Consider the following 17,155-nt stretch of genomic DNA (forward strand, 5'->3'; position numbering starts at 1 on the left):
GTGGGGTGTTATCCGAAGGCGGTGCGGACGCGGTGCCAGGCGGCGGCGATCGCCGCCGCCCAGCGCCAGGTGGCATCGATGCGTAGCCGCAGTTGGCGGGCGCCGCGGGTGATACGGGCGGCCACGTGCAGGACCCGGTAGCGGAACGTGGTGATCTCGACGCGGGCCAGAGCGCGATCGCTGGCGAACCCGATGAGGCGGGTCCAGGTGACCAGGTCAGCGGCGGCCAGGACGATTTCGAGCCAGGCAGCATTGGCCCAGAAGGAGTGGCAGGGCAGGTTACGCAGCCCGGTGGCTTTGAGTTCGCGGATACGGTCCTCGACGCGGGCGTGCTGGCGGTGCCGTAGTTCCAGACCGGCGACCTGACCGGGTACGACACCCGGTGGTGTGTCGGTGATGAACGCGGTGACCCGCATGCCGTCGGCGTCGGTGAACCGCAACTGCGCGCCGGGGTGGGGGCGTTCTTTACGCAGGATCAGCCGGGTCCCTTCGGGCCAGGAGGCCAGGTTGACCAGGTCGGTGGCTTCAGCGACCCACGCGCCGTCGCGGATCCCGCCGTCGGTGTCGATCGCTGGATACCAGCAATCGCCGAGGTTGAGGGTGTCCACGGCGTCCTGGACGCGGGTATCGACGGGGTACCCGAAGGAGAACCCGGCCCCGGCGGCCCGGCACGCTGCGGCGAATTTGTGGGTGGATCCGGCGGTATCGCAGCGCACCAACACCTTCGGGGCCTCGGGGTTGTCGGGATCGTCGGGGTTGGGCCGCCACGCCGCTGGCAGCGATGCCAAAGCCTGGTGCAGGACGATGATGTGGTCGGAGGCGGTGTTGGAGCCGGCGTTACCGTTGCGCAGCAACCCGGCCAGGGCTTCGCCGCCGGCGATGTCGGGGCGGTCCAGAAACGCCAGCAGCGGGTGCAGCCCGAACGTTTTCTTCCAGGTCGGCGCAGCCCCGGCCTTGTTGTCGGAGTGATCGATCACCAGCGTGGCATCGATGTCGATATGCAGCCAGCCGCCGGTGGTGGGGGCGGCTCCGACAGCCCAGGCCGCTGCCCGCGCCGCGGCTCGGGCTGCGCGCACCCCGGGTAGATGCGCGGCATCGATCCGCTCATCGATCAGCCGCCACATGGTGGTCGTTGAGGCCTTGGCCCCCAGGACGTGCTCCCGGTCACCGCACAGCTGACCGACCGCGTCGATGCAGTCCGCGCCGTCGGCGACCGCGGCCGCCAGATCAGCGAACACCTCCCCAGGCGCATACACCCACGGGCCGCGGTAGGTGTCGGCCAACGCGGCCGTGACCTGCGCCGATAAGCCGGTCCGGTCGGCAAGCTCACGCAGCATGCCCATCCCGGCATGCGACACAACGCCATGGCCGTCGGCGGAAACTTTCACCGGCGATGCCGCCGCGATATTCTTCACCTGCGAAGTGCCTTCCCGTCAGGGTTTTTGAACCGTAGAGAAGTCCAATTATTCCTTGCAGGACAGGCACTTTCGCTTATCTACACACCCCCACAGTCAACATTCCACGAAAAATCCGGGCTAAGCGACATCGTTGTAGGGCTCATTGTCGTCGCGATCATGCTGAGCTGGAAACGAAGCCCGGCTCGGCTACAAATACTTCCCGGGCCGCTAGTCGCAATCGTCGCCGCGACGGCGATATCGTTCGTGCCGCCGCTGAACGCCGACAGAATCGAACTCAACGGTTCGATCCTCGACGCGATCGGCTTGCCGACTCTGCCGCACGGCACCTGGGTGCCGTTTGTACTGGCTGTGTTGACCATCGCGTTGATCGCCAGCGTGGAAAGCTTACTTTCGGCAGTTGCGGTCGACAAGATGCACAACGGCCCGAAAGCCGATCTGAACCGCGAGCTCATCGGTCAGGGCGCGGCCAATATGGTGTCGGGGATGCTCGGCGGGCTGCCGGTAACCGGCGTGATCGTCCGCAGCGCAACCAACGTGGCGGCCGGTGCACGCACGCAGGCTTCGTCGATTTTGCACGGCGTGTGGGTGCTGCTGTTTTCCGTGTTGCTGGCCGGTCTGGTGCAACAAATTCCGAAGGCCGCCCTGGCCGGGTTGCTGATCGTGATCGGTATCCAGTTGGTCAAGTTGGCACACATCCGGCTGGCCTGGCGTACCGGCGACCTGGCTGTTTATGCGATCACAGTCACCGGAGTTCTGTTCCTGAACCTGCTGGAAGGCGTCGCCATCGGCGTCGCCGTCACCCTCGTCGTGGTGTTGTGGCGGGTGGTGCGCGCCTCAGTACATGCCGAACCGATCGACGAGGAGCATCACGAATGGCGTCTCACACTCGAAGGAGCCCTCAGTTTCCTTTCCTTGCCGCGGCTATCGCGCGTGCTGGCCTCAATTCCGCGTGGCAGCCGGGTCACCGTGGAGATCACAGTCGACTTCCTTGATCACGCCGCATACGAGGCCATCGAGGAGTGGGCTCGTATGCGGCACCGCCTAGCTGGCGGCTCGGTTTGCATCGACGAAATCGGCGAGAGCGCGATGGCAGCGGCCACCGTAGGGCCGCCGATTCGCCGGTCGCACAGCGCGATAGCCCGCGGCCTATCGCCCTGGCGCTCTCACGGCCACCACCCAGGGGACACCGGTTCGATGCTCACCCCGGTGTTGGACGGCGTCGCGCGTTACCATCGCCGACACGCCCCGCTGCTTCGCGAACATTTCAACGAGCTGCGCGGCGGGCAGCGACCGCGCGCTCTGTTCCTGACCTGCGCAGACGCTCGCTTGGTGCCCAATGTCATCACCGCCAGCGGGCCCGGTGACCTTTTCACCGTGCGCAACCTCGGCAACCTCGTTCAGCCGAACGCCGCTGACATGTCGATGGAAGCCGCATTGGCGTACGGAATCATCGAGTTGAACGTCAACACCATGATCATCTGCGGCCACTCCAGATGCGGAGCGATGACGGCATTGCTCTCCGAGGCTGGCCATCGTGACGGCATTCCCCCCGCTGTCGCGGCATGGATCGAACAGGCGCTGCCAAGCCTCGACGCGTTCCGCGCCGGTCACCCCGTCGGCCGGGCGGCGGCCAGGCAGGGGTATGACGCCTGCGATCAGTTGGCAATGGTCAACGTCGCTTGGCAAATTCAGAACTTGAAAGTCCATCCCGTGGTGGGTCCCGCTCTGGAAGAGCAGCGATTGGATACATTGGGGCTCTTCTTCGATATCGCCTCGGGCCGGGTACTGCGTATTACAGAGAGCGACGTCGAAAACCTCGGCGCGCCGAACGACTGACTCTTCCAACAGGGTAAGTCCCTCGGGCCTCGACAGCGGGGTCTCCAATCGGTCTCACGAATCTGCGCCGGCCCGGATGATTGATCGCCGGGATGCGGTTGCGGGCCGGCGGGCCAACTCGGGCGAGGGTGCGGGGCGCATGGTCGCCGGAGCGATCGCGTGATTCGTCGAGGGACCGACCAAAGTCACTCGAGCAAAGGAATCGACGCGATGACCACTGGCCACAATATTGACAGGCCGGCTGTGCTGGCTGATCGACTCACCGCCTGCCGCCCCGATGTGCTGCGCGAGCTGCTGGCAACTTTCATCCACGCCCTGATGGGTCGAAGCCGACGCTCTATGCTTCTCGAAGAGGCAGCCTCGGCGAGGTGCTCTTCACCCCAAACATGAACGGACGCAGTCGTTCTTGTTCAAGCTCCTCTGACGACGACGGGGCTAACCTCAGGCGTGCGTTCCTGCGGCGGCACATGCCGTTTGGGCGTTGTAGGCGTCGTTGTTGAGCTCGGTGGCCACATTGTCAAGGGTGTCACCGCCGCGGCGGAGTCCCATGATCAACAGGAGCTTCGTCGCGTCCACTGACCATGCCCGCATCGGCGCGGCGATCTCGGGCTGCAGACCCGGTGTCGCCGCCGCGGTCATGGCCGCGGCCGCCGCTTCCCGCAGCGCGGTCCGAGCGGTCACGTTACTGTTCCTGACAGTCGGATCTCTGTAGTCGGGAAGGTCCGTACCTTCGGTGGCGTCGGCGAAACCCGAGTAATTGGTCGCGGCGAAATTCAGCGTTGTGGCGAACTGCTTGCAGGCCACCGCCGCCGCGGGATTGACGTTGTCCGAGGTCGGCGCGGGGACCGTTACCATACCCGGAGCCGGCGTGTCCGTCTGTTCTGCGTCGTTGGGGTCGGCGGATGCGGTTGGGACGACCGCTAGCCCGATGCCAAACGCGATGAGAGACGCGGCCAACCCGCGCTCGCAAACATGTGATGACCTCAACAATTCCTCCTGCCGTGTCGGCCTGATCGCGGGCGATGCCGCGCCACCGGACCAGCTGATCTTGCCCTCACCGCCATTGAGCGGCTCTCCGTGCGAGACCACAGCAGAGTCAGGCGAATACGAGGCCGCGGTGATCGACAGAGAGCTCTCATGATCAGGTTCAAGGCATGGTTGTATATATCGAATGGTCGAGTCTACAGCTCACCAAATGATGAACCGCCGCTCAACGCTGGGTGCCCGTGCGGCGTCCATTCGATGCTGTGGACAGCCAGAGGCGCTCTCGATGGGTATGTGGCATGAACTGTTTTCGGTCCGTTTACCGTTTGGACACTCGGCCACTCAATCATACGACGCGACAGTTCCCTTGAATTCGGACCACGAGAGGCGTCACCGCGACCATGCCGAATCGTTTTGCCACCTTGACCGCCGTCTGCATGCTGATCCCGGTTGGGGTTGCGCCACTCGCGTCGGCCGAACCGCCCCCGGATCCCGCGGTGGAGCCGGCGGGAAACGCCGCACCTCCACCCCCGCCGAACAACGGCGCCGTCCCGCCCGCGGCACCGGGGGTCTTGGATACCCCGGACGGTTGGCATTTGACGGTGTCCGCGGTGGCCGAGACCCAGCTGCCGGTGGCGCCGCTGACTACCTCGCTGGCGTCGCGCGAATACCTCGTGGGCGGCACGTTCGCCGGGGCGATCACGGGCTCGGGTAAAACAAAGCTGAACGGCGGAAAACTGGAGGCAGGCTATCAGATCGGCTGCGGCATTACGCAAAATGCTATCGAAACTCTTGTCGGGGCCGGTATTACCCCTTCGATCCGCATACCGTTTGCTGGCAACGATCCGTCCTTCGCTCCGAACCTCACATACCGGGGAAGAATAGACCTCCGTCCCGGCACCGTGTCCACGGTTGCGGTCGACGAGAAAGAGTTCGAGGGGAAAGAAACGCGGGTCACGATCACCGGTTTCCGCATTGGCGTCGACCAATGTGCCGGTCAGTCGTTCATCCGGTCGTACGCGACGTTGACCAGCTCGACCGAGAACACCGAGGACGTCATCACCTATCTCGGTGTCACCAAGGCCGTGTGATGCGGTTTCGCAAGCGCGGCTGTGCCGGCGTCGATTTGGTGCCGCCGCGAAAGCCGCTCATGCAGCGAGACCTCGTGGGTTCAGGGATCGAGGCGCCGGTTCGCCTCCCGCCGACACCGGCGTATCCGTCACCGTGGTCACGCCCTGAACTGTCCGCCGACGTGATCAATCGCGCAGTGACCGAAGCGGTCCCGCGGGTCACGGTGCGTCGCCGGCTGGCCGCGGCGCGATCAAGCCGCGCCAATGGTTCACGTGTGCCGTTATCCGGCGAATCCATTTCAGAAATGGCTTACCAGCTTGAGAGACGCGCACTCGATAGTTTCGGGTGGCAAGTGTTGTTCATCCGTTCACCGTTTAGATACCTGGTCCATCGATCATTCGGCGGAACAGTTGCTTTGGATTACGACGACGAGAGGCGCCCCCGCACAATGTTTTATCGTTTAGCCACTCTGGCCGCTGTTTGCATGCTGGTCTCGACCGGGACAGCTCCGCTCGCCGCGGCGGAGCCGGATCCCAACCCGCCGCCGGTACCCGTCGCAAACGCCGGTCCCCCGCCGGACACCGGCGCCGTCCCGTCGGAGCAGCCGGGAATCGTCACGACCCCGGACGGCTGGCAGTTGACGGTGGCTGCGCTGAACGAGACCCAGCTGCCGGTGGCGCCGCTGACTACCGCGCTGTCGTCGCGCGAATACCTCGTGGGCGCCACGTTTACCGGGTCGATCACGGGCTCGGGTGACACCACGTTGGACGGCGGAAAGCTGGAGGTCGGCTATCAGATCGGCTGCGGCATCGAACTGGACAGGGTCAGGCTGGCTGGCCAGATCGGCATTGGCACGTCGGGGTCGACGCTCGCGGGTCTCGTACCTACCGGCGCCTCGCTCCCGATCAGCGGTACGTTTGAAGTCCAGCCCAAGCCGGGCGAGGTGACCACCGTTTCGGTGACCAAGAAGAAGTTCAAGGCCCAGGATGCCCGGGTCACCGTCAAGGATGTTCACATCAAGATCGACGGCTGCGTCGGTCAGTCGTTCCTGCGGTCATTCGCGGTATTGACGAGTTCGACCGCGGACACCAACGACATCGTCGCTTACTACGGCGTCACCAAGACCGTCTGACATCAGAGGTGGAGCGTGGGTATCCGAGCCGAAGGAGACGCCAGCCATGAGTAGCCGAGATCGCGGGGCGGTCGCCAAGGACGTGATCGCGAGCATTGTGGTGGCCGGTGCGCTCGCCGTCGGTGCGGCGGTCGCCCACGCGGCGCCCGCCGCTGCGGACCCTCCCGCGCCGCCCGCTGATCCGGCGATTCCGGTCCCGCCGCCGCAAGGGCCGACGATACCGATCATCGGCGCGCCTTTAGGGCCTAGTGGGCTTTCGGGATTGGCGCAAATTGGGGCTCCTGCCGCCGGCCCTCTTGGCCTACCCGAGATGCCCGACCCGACCGTCGGCAACGACTTGATGCTGGGCCAGAACCCAATTCCCTCGCCACCGGGCGGCCCCCCAGGCACGCCGCCGAACCTCAACGCGTTCAACAACGCCTACCTGCTCCCGCAGAACGTCGATCCCGCAGCGCCCGGCCAGGGAACGATGTTCGGGGTGGCGCCGGGCGACGAGAATGCGGACATCTCCGGCTTGGACTACCTCAGGCGCCTGCGTGCGATGTATAGCGACGACCGTCTGAAAGGCGGGCTTCTCGGCCAGATGCCACTGGATCAGCTCGGTGAGCCGCTGCCTGGTACCGCGCCCCCGCCCGGTACTGCGATTCCGGCCGGGCTGGGACAGGTCTTGCCGGATCAACCGCCGATCGTTTCACCCGGGCCGCCGCCGGTAAGTCCACCGGGGCCGCCGCCGGCCGGTTAACCTCCGCCGGTCCGTGGTACGCGGACCGCGTCGACGGTCGCTTCGATCAGCCGGTCTAGCCCGGATTTTGCGTGGTAATTGGTGTGGGTTCGGTGTGATGCCGAGTTGTGTTGTTGGGTAGTGGTTTTCGTGTGGTGGCGTAGAGGTGCTGTCCCGTGTCGCCGGGTGGGGCGGGCTTTCCTGGGGCCTGTGGGTCCTTCATCGTTGATGGGTCCGATGGGGTGGGGTGTTATCCGAAGGCGGTGCGGACGCGGTGCCAGGCGGCGGCGATCGCCGCCGCCCAGCGCCAGGTGGCATCGATGCGTAGCCGCAGTTGGCGGGCGCCGCGGGTGATACGGGCGGCCACGTGCAGGACCCGGTAGCGGAACGTGGTGATCTCGACGCGGGCCAGAGCGCGATCGCTGGCGAACCCGATGAGGCGGGTCCAGGTGACCAGGTCAGCGGCGGCCAGGACGATTTCGAGCCAGGCAGCATTGGCCCAGAAGGAGTGGCAGGGCAGGTTACGCAGCCCGGTGGCTTTGAGTTCGCGGATACGGTCCTCGACGCGGGCGTGCTGGCGGTGCCGTAGTTCCAGACCGGCGACCTGACCGGGTACGACACCCGGTGGTGTGTCGGTGATGAACGCGGTGACCCGCATGCGGTCGGCGTCGGTGAACCGCAACTGCGCGCCGGGGTGGGGGCGTTCTTTACGCAGGATCAGCCGGGTCCCTTCGGGCCAGGAGGCCAGGTTGACCAGGTCGGTGGCTTCAGCGACCCACGCGCCGTCGCGGATCCCGCCGTCGGTGTCGATCGCTGGATACCAGCAATCGCCGAGGTTGAGGGTGTCCACGGCGTCCTGGACGCGGGTATCGACGGGGTACCCGAAGGAGAACCCGGCCCCGGCGGCCCGGCACGCTGCGGCGAATTTGTGGGTGGATCCGGCGGTATCGCAGCGCACCAACACCTTCGGGGCCTCGGGGTTGTCGGGATCGTCGGGGTTGGGCCGCCACGCCGCTGGCAGCGATGCCAAAGCCTGGTGCAGGACGATGATGTGGTCGGAGGCGGTGTTGGAGCCGGCGTTACCGTTGCGCAGCAACCCGGCCAGGGCTTCGCCGCCGGCGATGTCGGGGCGGTCCAGAAACGCCAGCAGCGGGTGCAGCCCGAACGTTTTCTTCCAGGTCGGCGCAGCCCCGGCCTTGTTGTCGGAGTGATCGATCACCAGCGTGGCATCGATGTCGATATGCAGCCAGCCGCCGGTGGTGGGGGCGGCTCCGACAGCCCAGGCCGCTGCCCGCGCCGCGGCTCGGGCTGCGCGCACCCCGGGTAGATGCGCGGCATCGATCCGCTCATCGATCAGCCGCCACATGGTGGTCGTTGAGGCCTTGGCCCCCAGGACGTGCTCCCGGTCACCGCACAGCTGACCGACCGCGTCGATGCAGTCCGCGCCGTCGGCGACCGCGGCCGCCAGATCAGCGAACACCTCCCCAGGCGCATACACCCACGGGCCGCGGTAGGTGTCGGCCAACGCGGCCGTGACCTGCGCCGATAAGCCGGTCCGGTCGGCAAGCTCACGCAGCATGCCCATCCCGGCATGCGACACAACGCCATGGCCGTCGGCGGAAACTTTCACCGGCGATGCCGCCGCGATATTCTTCACCTGCGAAGTGCCTTCCCGTCAGGGTTTTTGAACCGTAGAGAAGTCCAATTATTCCTTGCAGGACAGGCACTTTCGCTTATCTACACACCCCCACAGTCAACATTCCACGAAAAATCCGGGCTAGGTCCACGACCTGCTCCTGAGTGTCGCCCCACCGCAGGTGGTCGAAGCTGCTGGGAGAGTCGACCGTGCCGAGTGCAGCATGCGTGAGTCCGCTACCGAAGCGTCGCAGACGAGGTATGCGAACGCGCTGACGGCATGGGGAGCGGCCGGCGGCTACGAGATCGAAGTGTTCTGGGACGTCTGTACCGACGCCGCGCTCGGGACGAAGGGCGCGTCGTACGTTCCAGGCGGCGGAGTCTGTTGCGTTGAGCCGAATCGACACAATTGCTACCGGTTTTGTCGGCAGCAATCGACAGTTGCTGCAGCCGCCTACGAATTGCGGTTCGAATACCCGCCGGCATCATTCATCGATTGCACATGAGATCAACGTACGCAGTCTTGTACCGAACGAGATTGCCGACGTTCCCGGTAGGTCCTCGCTGTATCCAGGAGTGCTTGACGGCAGTGCCGTCGCGCACCGCGATGACCGTACATTGCTCGATGGGTGCGTTACCGACCTTGTTGAGTATCGGTCGAAGTCCCTGTGCTTCTAGCTCGCTGATCGTGGCCTGGGCCGATTTCTGCACCTCGGGCGCAGCCAGCGCCGGCGCCGCCGAGCCCAAGCTCAACACGATGGCTCCGCACGCAACCACGACGCCCTTGGTAATACCGCCGCCCAACAATTCAATTTCCTTTCCAGAATCCAAATACGTTTATCTGCGTATTCTCAAATTCAATTCTAGTCAGGTTCGAACGTGCGTCGAGGTATTCATATGCGACACATAATGATCGACATGCCAATTTCATGATCGATTCATAGCCATTTCAGACATTGCCAGCTCATGGCGTCCGGATGAGAGGGCCGCTGAGCGAAGCGACGCCCCTCGCGCGGTTGGGGTTGCCCGTCCCGAACGAAGGCACTCCGTGGGGCGCACAGCTATGTTTGTGCCGGCGATCTGGAGGCGCCGATGCCTGAACGGACCGATTCTGGGTATTCCGCCGACAGTGGACCGCCAGATGAAGAGGGTTGATGTGATTCGGTTCGGAATCGTCGCGGCGTTGGTCGCCGTTGCGGCAGGCCTTGCCGTTACTGCGCTTTTCGGTAGTTGGGTGTGGTGGATTGCGGCGGCGGCAGTAGGTGGGCTGGCCGCGGTAGGCGTCTTCGATGTGACGCAACGACGCCATTCTGTGCTGCGCAACTACCCGGTGATCGGACACATCCGATACCTGCTTGAAGCGGTGCGCCCGGAACTGCAGCAGTACTTCATCGAACGCAATTTTGACGGCCGACCGTTCGACCGCGACATCCGCTCACTCATCTATGAGCGGGCCAAAGGGACCGCGGCCGAGCTGTCGTACGGCACTGAACGGGATGTCGACGAGCCCGGGTACGAGTACCTGGTGCACTCGACCGCACCGGTGGAACCGCCGCCGCAGCCCTACCGGGTTCGTATCGGGGGCCCAGACTGCACCCGGCCCTATGACATGGCACTGCTGAACGTTTCATCGATGAGTTTCGGAGCGCTCTCGGCCAACGCGTTGAAAGCCCTGAATGCCGGGGCGCGACGGGGAGGCTTCGCACACGATACGGGCGAAGGCGGCCTGACGCCCTACCATCTCGGGGGCGCAGATGTGGTGTGGGAGATCGGGTCCGGCTATTTCGGCGCCCGCACCGCCGACGGACACTTCGACCCTGACCAGTTCGCCGACAAGGCCGCACACGACGCGGTCAAATGCGTGTCGCTCAAGCTGAGCCAGGGCGCCAAACCTGGGGTGGGCGGTGTGCTGCCCGCGTCGAAGGTGAGCAAGGAGATCGCCGAGTATCGCGGCGTGCCCGCGGGGGAGAAGTGCGTGAGTCCCGCTGCGCACTCGGCGTTTTCAACTCCACGCGAGCTTGTGCAGTTTGTGGGTCGGCTTCGCGAACTGTGCGGCGGCAAGCCGGTGGGATTCAAACTGTGCGTGGGATCGCGGGTGGACTTCTTGGCGATCTGCAAAGCGATGCGCGCCGAGGGGGTGACTCCCGATTTCATCATCGTCGACGGTGCGGAGGGCGGAACAGCCGCTGCGCCACTGGAATACGAGGACCACGTCGGGCTTCCGCTGACCGACGGATTGATGACGGTGCACAACGCACTGGTCGGTACCGGCCTGCGCGACGTCATACGCATCGGCGCCAGCGGCAAGGTTGCCGCGGGCAACGACATCATCAAACGACTCATTCAGGGCGCCGACTACACCAACGCTGCGCGCGCCATGATGATGGCCATCGGCTGTATCCAATCGCAGCGCTGCCACACCAATCACTGCCCGGTCGGGGTCGCCACACAGGACCCGCGACGGGCCCGAGCTCTGGACGTCGACGACAAGAGCGCGCGCGTGTATCGCTACCAGAAGGCCACTGTCGAGCAGGCAATGAAAATCATGGGATCGATGGGCATCGCCGATCCGGCGCTGCTATCACCGCATCTGCTGCGCAAGAAAGTCTCGGCCACCCAGCAGGTCTCGTACGCGGAACTCTACGAATGGTTGGCGCCCGGTGAACTCATCGAGCAGGCCCCGGAAAGTTGGGCCTTCGACTGGGCGGCCGCCGATGCCGATTCGTTCCGGCCCATCGTGCGATCTCGGCGAGTGTGCTGACGCCTCCACGCCTTTGGCGTTGGGCTGCCGCCGAGCCGTGTGGCGATTGACGTGGTCGTACTCGGGGTAACTCTCAGCCACGGCTCGGATCAGTCGGGGCCGTCAGACATGCCAAGGAGAACGATGAGCAAGTTATCGAAGTCGCTGTATCTGCCGCTGTCGGCTGCGTTCAGCGTGGTGGGCGGCCTGGTGGCAGGCAAGGTCTTCAGTGTGTTGTGGGAGCGGATCGACGATTCGGGCGAGGGGCCTCCAGACCCCAAGGATCTGAACCGCTCGGGCAGCCAGGCGTTGTTGGCCGCGGGTGTTCAGGGCCTGGTCTTCGGCCTTGTCAGAGCGGCCGTGGATCGAGCAGGGGCACGCAGCTACCGCGCTGTGGCGCACGAGAATCCGGTGTAAGGGCGACGCGCAACGAAGACGTTTGCATCGCAGCGGGTTTGGGTATGGGGTTCTGAGGCTCGGGGCAGTCCCGTGCGCTTGGTTGTAGCGTTTCTCGTTCCGTCAGGAGACACCCATGCCCCCTCGCCGCAAGCGTGACCAGTCCGCCCCCGCCGGTGTCGGCCCTGCGGGAACGCAGGGCGACGAACCGGCGCGCGCCCAGTCGGGGCAGTTCCTGACGACGAGTCAGGGACTGCGCCTGACCGACACCGACCATTCCTTGAAGGCAGGTCCCCGCGGCCCGTCGCTGTTGGAGGACTTCCATCTTCGCGAGAAGATCACCCACTTCGACCACGAGCGCATACCCGAGCGCGTGGTGCATGCCCGCGGCGCTGCGGCGCACGGGGTCTTCGAGTCGTACGGCACCGCTTCGTCGTTCACGAGAGCAGCGTTCCTGGGACGCAAGGGGACGACCACCGATGTCTTCGTGCGCTTCTCCACCGTTCTGGGATCGCGCGGTTCTGCCGACACGGTGCGTGATACCCGCGGCTTTGCGGTCAAGTTCTACACCGACGAAGGCACATTCGATCTGGTGGGCAACAACATCCCGGTCTTCTTCATCCAAGATGGCATCAAGTTTCCCGATGTCGTGCACGCGGCCAAACCGCACCCGGATTGCGAAATCCCCCAAGCGCAGTCGGCACACGACACGTTCTGGGACTTCGTCTCCCTGCACACCGAGGCCACCCACCACGTCTTCTGGAACATGAGCGATCGCGGCATTCCGCGCTCGTTCCGAACCATGGAAGGTTTTGGTGTACATACCTTCCGGCTGACGAACGCGGCCGGCAAGACCAGCCTGGCCAAGTTTCACTGGAAGCCGGCCGCCGGCGTGCATTCCCTGGTGTGGGAGGAAGCGCAGATCGCCGCCGGTGTGGACCCGGACTTCCACCGCCGCGATCTGGCCGACGGGATCGAAGCGGGCGCCTTCTTCGAATACGAACTGGGACTGCAGATTCTGCCCGATGACGGCACCGACACATTCGAGGGCATCGACCTGCTGGATCCGACCAAACTCGTGCCGGAAGAACTGGCGCCGGTCCAACTGGTCGGCAAGCTCACGCTCAACCGCAACCCCACGAACTACTTCGCTGAGACCGAACAGGTCGCTTTTCACGTCGGTAATCTGGTGCCCGGCATCGAGCCCACCAATGACCCACTGCTGCAGGCCCGCCTGTTCTCCTACGTCGACACCCAGCTCACGCGCCTGGGTGGCCCGAACTTCACCCAGCTGCCCATCAACCGGCCCCATTGCCCGGTCAACGACATGTTGCGCGACGGGATGCATCAGACGGCGATCCACACCGGCCTGGCGCCGTATCGCCCGAACAGCATCGACGGTGACGAGCCTCGCCCAGCGGAAGCGAAAGATGGTGCCTACGTCCACTTTCCGCGACGGATCGAGGGAGAAGCGGTCCGCGCACAGCCGGCCTCGTTCGACGACCACTTCAGCCAGGCGACCCTCTTCTATCGCAGTTTGAGTGCGGTGGAACAGTCACACCTCGCCGACGCCTTCATTTTCGAATTGGGCAAGGTCTACGAACAAGGCATCAAAGAACGCGAACTGCAGGTGCTCGCCAACGTCGATTCCGCGCTCTGCGAAAAGGTCGCGGCTGCGCTCGGGCTGCCGGCACCGAAAGGCCGGCCCGCCGAAGATGTTCCGTTGTCACCGGCGTTGGCGCAGGTGACAACGGAACCAGGACCGATCGTCGGCCGGAAGATCGGCGTTCTCGCCGATGCGGGTTCAGACCTCGCGGGCGTGGCCAAACTCGTGAAGGCCGCGACCGCCGCAGGCGCGGCCGCCTTGGTCATCGCCCCGACCGGTGGGGTGTTGAAGGCCGGCCGTCGCCAGGTGACCGTGGACCGAACTCTGGCCACGGTCCGTTCGATCGAAGTCGACGCCCTCGTCGTCGCCGCGGGGACAGAACCGCTGCGCGACGCCAGGCTGGTCGTTCTGTTGCAGGAAACCTTCCGGCACTTCAAAGTTCTCGCGGCGTGGAGTGATGGCGACGCGGTACTCAAAGCGGCGAAGCTCCCGCTGAAGGCTCCGGGCGTCGAGCTCGGCGAGGATGTCGACAAGGACTTCATCGCGCGCCTGACGGCGGCACTCGGGCTGCACCGGGCATGGGACCGGGACACGAGTAACGCTCTCCGGTGATGCCGTCGCCGCCGCTCGCCGGAATGCCCGGGTTGATTCAAATCACACGTGCCCGATCGCGAGCCTCGATCGATGGTCCGTGCCTGTTCAGCGCGCTGTTCGCGCGCCAGGGGCGACCCTGACTCGCCGGAACGGTGTTTGAAGAACGCGCAAAACGAGCATGGCACAGGTCATGGGCGAACATGAGAAAGCTGATGAGGCACGTAAAGGCCTGATCGATTCGATCAAAGGCAAAACAAAAGAGATCGCCGGCGCAGTGACCGGCAACGATTCATTGACCGCGGAAGGGCAACTGGAGCAGGCCCAGGCGCGGGCCCGCAAAGAGGCCAACGCCATCGAGGCCGTCGCGGACGCCGAGGCCGACTCCGCCACCGGTCTGTTGTCTTCGGCGCACCATCAGGCAGCCGGTGCCCGAGGCGTGGTGCGGTCCGGTACCGAGGCCGCAGAGCAGGCAGCACGGGAGCAGCAGGTGTCCCAGGTCCAGCAGACAGCGCAGACGGCGCGTCATCGCGCTGCCGAAGAGCAGGTTCGCGCGAGCGTCGAGGAGCAGCGCGAGGAACGGCAGGCGGAGATCCGGGAAACGGTCGACACCGCGGCAGCCGGCCGGGAGGCGGGTGACGCGCTCGCCGAACATCGCGCCGCGCAGAAAGAAGCGGACGAAGAGCAAGCCGAGGCCCGTCGCCTTCGCGAACGCGCCGAGACCCTCACCGACCGAACCAACCTGCCCTGAAAGACTTTGACAACCAAGGAGATATCGTGAGCATCACCGAATTGCCGTTACAGGTTTTGCGAATGCAATACCGCCTGGCCCGGTTTCCGCTGCAGTTCATCGAGGATCGATGGATCGCCCGCTTGGACGCCGAAGCACCCGCTCGGCTGATCTATGAGCGATCACTTGGCGGGCTCGATGCTGCCGTCGGCGGAGTGCTCGGCGATTCCACGTTGCGCAGGCGGGGTGCGGCCCTGGCCCGGCGAAGCGAGGTCCGTGCCGAAGCGGTGGTGCGGAGCATGGATGCTGCCCAACGGCGTAAAGAGGCGGGCGCTCAGCTGGAGGACTCGCTGGCAGAGGTCGCGGACGACCGCGACGAAGCCGTGGCCGCCAAGCAGGACGCGGTGTCCGATGCCCGGGAGCGCGCGCAGCAGCGTAAGCGGCAGGCGGCGGAAGCGGCCGACAAGCGCATTGCCGAGGCCGCCAAGGCTAGCCGGGCCGAGGCCGATCGGAAGAAGGAAGCCGTCGAAGCCGCTGAACGGCAACGGCTGCAACGGATCAACAAAGCCGAAGAGAAGGCGGCGGCTGCGGCCGAAGCCGCACTTGAGGATGCCCGCGACAAGCGCGCCGCCGCGGCAGCCAAGCGCGAGCAGGCTGAGCAGGTCGAGGTGCTTGCCGACGCCGAGAAGCAGAACCGGCGGGCGGGTCGGGTCTGACGCGGAATCCCGACACTGGTTCCGGGCGCCGGACATGGGCGACTACGCCGCTGTCCGGCGCCCGGTCGTGCACTCCTGTTTGTCAACGGGGTCCCACGGGTAAATCCGCCCCATGAGCCACGATCCATTTTCCGCACCCGACGACGCCCGGACCCCGAATGCCGTCGTCCCGTCGAACCCGTCTGCGGCGGGTGAATGGGGTGTCGCGCCCCAAGGATCGCCTCAACCCGACGACGAGACGGAGCACACCATCAAGGTCGGCGTGGTCGTCTGGCTTCTACTGGCAACGGCACTGATCGTCTTCCTCGCGTACTTCGCCGTCCGTTCGTAGGGCCATAACGACAGTGGCTTCGTCGGCGGCACAGCGAAACGGGTCTTCAGGCTCTGAAAGGAAATCGCATGGCTGACAACGTGCTTGACAGCGGCCTGGCCGTGCGGCGGCACAGCACCGCGACCCGCCAGGAGGTCTGGAACGTCATCGCCGACGGCTGGACGTACTCCCAGTGGGTGGTGGGCAACAGTCGGATGCGCGCCGTCGACGCCGACTGGCCCGCCGTCGGCAGCCGCATCCAGCACTCGATCGGGGTGTGGCCGTTCCTCGTCAACGACGTCACTGAAGTGGAGGACTGCCGCCCACTGGAGGAGCTGGTGTTGCTCGCCAGTGCCGGCGTCTTCGGCCGGGCGCGCATCTTCCTTCGGTTGTCCGATACGCCGACCGGCGGCTGCCTCATCGAGATGGCCGAGGTGCCGGTTGGACTACCGATGCGTTGGATACCGGACAAGGTGGCCCTGGCGGCGGTCATGCCGCGCAACCGGGAGTGCACGCTGCGGCTCGCCGCCATCGCCGAACGCCGAACCACAACGAGCGACGATGCGGTGCGATCGGTGGGCGAGTCCGTGTGAGAATCGGGCCATGGGGCGTAGCGGGGGAAAGAGCCCGATCGGCAGAGTGATCGGGACGCTGTTCGGGTTCGGGATGTTGGCGCTGGCGGTCGTGATCTTCCTTGGTGCCAAGGACGACCCGGCCGAACTGATCCGATCGGGCGACGTGGTGACGCCCACCGAGCGTGTCCACGTCGTGTATCTCGACCGATCGCAGTCGAACATTCGTTGCACGGCAACGACATCTCGCGGCCAGACCGAGCCGTTGGAGCCGTTCACCGGGGCGCACGACGAGAAGCGATTCGGTGGCAAGCGGATTTTCCTGATCCCCAGGGGCAAGTACTACCGGGCCGTCGGCGAGTTGCCGCTCGACCGCGGGCCGGTGACCGTGCGGTGTCCCGGAGCGAGCCGGATCTGGGTGAGCGCGCCGCCCAGCGGCTGGTCGTGGCCCATCGTCGTCTTCGTCGCGCTCGGGGTGGCGTGCCTCGTGGTGTTCATTGTCGTGATGCTGCGCCGCCGGGGCGGGCAGAGCGGCGGACCGTCGTATCCCGCGCCGCCGCAACAGGGTTATCCCGGCTACCCGCCGCAGGGGTACCCGGGCTACCCGCCGTCCGGCTATCCCGATCCGGGCTATCCGCCGAACCCGAGGTAGCCGCTGCAGCCTCTGAATGGGCCCGCAGGCCGACCGCCGGCGGCG

At 65.4% G+C, this 17,155-nt stretch carries 16 protein-coding genes and 1 pseudogene; 13 read left to right on the forward strand and 4 right to left on the reverse strand.

Annotated features, from left to right (window positions below):
- Window positions 1–8: 8 nt before the first annotated feature.
- Window positions 9–1,415 carry an IS1380 family transposase gene (locus tag ACZ5IQ_RS07745; RefSeq protein WP_016341434.1) on the reverse strand — a complete coding sequence of 469 codons (1,407 nt, stop codon included), beginning with the start codon at window positions 1,413–1,415 and terminating at the stop codon, window positions 9–11.
- Here ACZ5IQ_RS07745 and ACZ5IQ_RS07750 point away from each other — a divergent pair.
- Together ACZ5IQ_RS07750 and ACZ5IQ_RS07755 are read left to right on the forward strand one after the other, a co-directional pair.
- Window positions 1,365–3,254 carry a solute carrier family 23 protein gene (locus ACZ5IQ_RS07750; RefSeq protein ID WP_464481444.1) on the forward strand — a complete coding sequence of 630 codons (1,890 nt, stop codon included), beginning with the start codon at window positions 1,365–1,367 and terminating at the stop codon, window positions 3,252–3,254. The two genes, ACZ5IQ_RS07745 and ACZ5IQ_RS07750, sit on opposite strands and share 51 nt — an antisense overlap.
- A gap of 210 nt (window positions 3,255–3,464) precedes the next feature.
- A pseudogene (locus ACZ5IQ_RS07755) lies at window positions 3,465–3,597 on the forward strand (IS256 family transposase); the annotation flags it as partial.
- A gap of 98 nt (window positions 3,598–3,695) precedes the next feature.
- Here ACZ5IQ_RS07755 and ACZ5IQ_RS07760 read toward each other — a convergent pair.
- Window positions 3,696–4,211 carry a hypothetical protein gene (locus ACZ5IQ_RS07760; RefSeq protein WP_406775975.1) on the reverse strand — a complete coding sequence of 172 codons (516 nt, stop codon included), beginning with the start codon at window positions 4,209–4,211 and terminating at the stop codon, window positions 3,696–3,698.
- A 638-nt stretch (window positions 4,212–4,849) separates the two neighbouring features.
- On the opposite strand from ACZ5IQ_RS07760, the gene ACZ5IQ_RS07765 reads away from it, so the two are divergent.
- The 3 genes from ACZ5IQ_RS07765 to ACZ5IQ_RS07775 all read left to right on the forward strand — a co-directional run bounded on the left by ACZ5IQ_RS07765 (window position 4,850) and on the right by ACZ5IQ_RS07775 (window position 7,183).
- On the forward strand, window positions 4,850–5,329 hold the full coding sequence (locus ACZ5IQ_RS07765) for an MspA family porin (RefSeq protein ID WP_371824528.1): 480 nt from the start codon (window positions 4,850–4,852) through the stop codon (window positions 5,327–5,329).
- A gap of 428 nt (window positions 5,330–5,757) precedes the next feature.
- On the forward strand, window positions 5,758–6,441 hold the full coding sequence (locus ACZ5IQ_RS07770) for an MspA family porin (RefSeq protein ID WP_061004163.1): 684 nt from the start codon (window positions 5,758–5,760) through the stop codon (window positions 6,439–6,441).
- A 46-nt stretch (window positions 6,442–6,487) separates the two neighbouring features.
- The gene (locus ACZ5IQ_RS07775) at window positions 6,488–7,183 is read left to right on the forward strand and encodes a hypothetical protein (protein WP_084377652.1); all 696 of its coding nucleotides are present in this window, start codon (window positions 6,488–6,490) and stop codon (window positions 7,181–7,183) included.
- Between the two features lie 229 nt (window positions 7,184–7,412).
- Here the strand turns inward: ACZ5IQ_RS07775 and ACZ5IQ_RS07780 are convergent, their stop codons facing one another.
- On the reverse strand, window positions 7,413–8,819 hold the full coding sequence (locus tag ACZ5IQ_RS07780; protein WP_464481089.1) for an IS1380 family transposase: 1,407 nt from the start codon (window positions 8,817–8,819) through the stop codon (window positions 7,413–7,415).
- A 467-nt stretch (window positions 8,820–9,286) separates the two neighbouring features.
- Window positions 9,287–9,628: a hypothetical protein gene (locus ACZ5IQ_RS07785; RefSeq protein WP_244872621.1), complete on the reverse strand. Its 342-nt coding sequence runs from the start codon at window positions 9,626–9,628 to the stop codon at window positions 9,287–9,289.
- 325 nt (window positions 9,629–9,953) lie between these two features.
- Between ACZ5IQ_RS07785 and ACZ5IQ_RS07790 the strand changes: the two genes are divergently transcribed.
- The 8 genes from ACZ5IQ_RS07790 (at window position 9,954) to ACZ5IQ_RS07825 (ending at window position 17,110) form a co-directional block, all read left to right on the forward strand.
- A complete protein-coding gene (locus ACZ5IQ_RS07790; protein ID WP_464481445.1) occupies window positions 9,954–11,558 on the forward strand; it encodes an FMN-binding glutamate synthase family protein in 1,605 nt (534 codons plus the stop codon).
- A gap of 123 nt (window positions 11,559–11,681) precedes the next feature.
- On the forward strand, window positions 11,682–11,954 hold the full coding sequence (locus ACZ5IQ_RS07795) for a DUF4235 domain-containing protein (RefSeq protein WP_318985614.1): 273 nt from the start codon (window positions 11,682–11,684) through the stop codon (window positions 11,952–11,954).
- A gap of 115 nt (window positions 11,955–12,069) precedes the next feature.
- Window positions 12,070–14,151, forward strand: coding sequence for a catalase (locus ACZ5IQ_RS07800; RefSeq protein ID WP_464481090.1), 2,082 nt, complete (start codon window positions 12,070–12,072; stop codon window positions 14,149–14,151).
- A 160-nt stretch (window positions 14,152–14,311) separates the two neighbouring features.
- Window positions 14,312–14,881, forward strand: coding sequence for a CsbD family protein (locus ACZ5IQ_RS07805; protein WP_346415377.1), 570 nt, complete (start codon window positions 14,312–14,314; stop codon window positions 14,879–14,881).
- Between the two features lie 26 nt (window positions 14,882–14,907).
- Entirely contained in the window at window positions 14,908–15,576 is a 669-nt protein-coding gene (locus tag ACZ5IQ_RS07810) for an IF2 family translation initiation factor (RefSeq protein ID WP_346415376.1), read from the forward strand.
- A gap of 112 nt (window positions 15,577–15,688) precedes the next feature.
- Window positions 15,689–15,907, forward strand: coding sequence for a hypothetical protein (locus ACZ5IQ_RS07815; RefSeq protein WP_346415375.1), 219 nt, complete (start codon window positions 15,689–15,691; stop codon window positions 15,905–15,907).
- Window positions 15,908–15,975: 68 nt separating this feature from the next.
- Window positions 15,976–16,479 (forward strand): SRPBCC family protein, encoded by a 504-nt coding sequence (locus ACZ5IQ_RS07820; RefSeq protein WP_346415374.1) that lies wholly within the window; start codon window positions 15,976–15,978, stop codon window positions 16,477–16,479.
- A 10-nt stretch (window positions 16,480–16,489) separates the two neighbouring features.
- Window positions 16,490–17,110 carry a hypothetical protein gene (locus ACZ5IQ_RS07825; RefSeq protein WP_346415373.1) on the forward strand — a complete coding sequence of 207 codons (621 nt, stop codon included), beginning with the start codon at window positions 16,490–16,492 and terminating at the stop codon, window positions 17,108–17,110.
- Window positions 17,111–17,155 lie beyond the last annotated feature (45 nt).

The organism is Mycobacterium toneyamaense (genome assembly GCF_055384815.1).

Coding starts and splice junctions, on each gene's coding strand:
- ACZ5IQ_RS07750 (WP_464481444.1), top strand. CDS start 1,365: ATGGCCGTCGGCGGAAACTTTCACCGGCGATGCCGCCGCGATATTCTT.
- ACZ5IQ_RS07805 (WP_346415377.1), top strand. CDS start 14,312: ATGGCACAGGTCATGGGCGAACATGAGAAAGCTGATGAGGCACGTAAA.
- ACZ5IQ_RS07795 (WP_318985614.1), top strand. CDS start 11,682: ATGAGCAAGTTATCGAAGTCGCTGTATCTGCCGCTGTCGGCTGCGTTC.
- ACZ5IQ_RS07815 (WP_346415375.1), top strand. CDS start 15,689: ATGAGCCACGATCCATTTTCCGCACCCGACGACGCCCGGACCCCGAAT.
- ACZ5IQ_RS07775 (WP_084377652.1), top strand. CDS start 6,488: ATGAGTAGCCGAGATCGCGGGGCGGTCGCCAAGGACGTGATCGCGAGC.
- ACZ5IQ_RS07800 (WP_464481090.1), top strand. CDS start 12,070: ATGCCCCCTCGCCGCAAGCGTGACCAGTCCGCCCCCGCCGGTGTCGGC.
- ACZ5IQ_RS07820 (WP_346415374.1), top strand. CDS start 15,976: ATGGCTGACAACGTGCTTGACAGCGGCCTGGCCGTGCGGCGGCACAGC.
- ACZ5IQ_RS07825 (WP_346415373.1), top strand. CDS start 16,490: ATGGGGCGTAGCGGGGGAAAGAGCCCGATCGGCAGAGTGATCGGGACG.
- ACZ5IQ_RS07770 (WP_061004163.1), top strand. CDS start 5,758: ATGTTTTATCGTTTAGCCACTCTGGCCGCTGTTTGCATGCTGGTCTCG.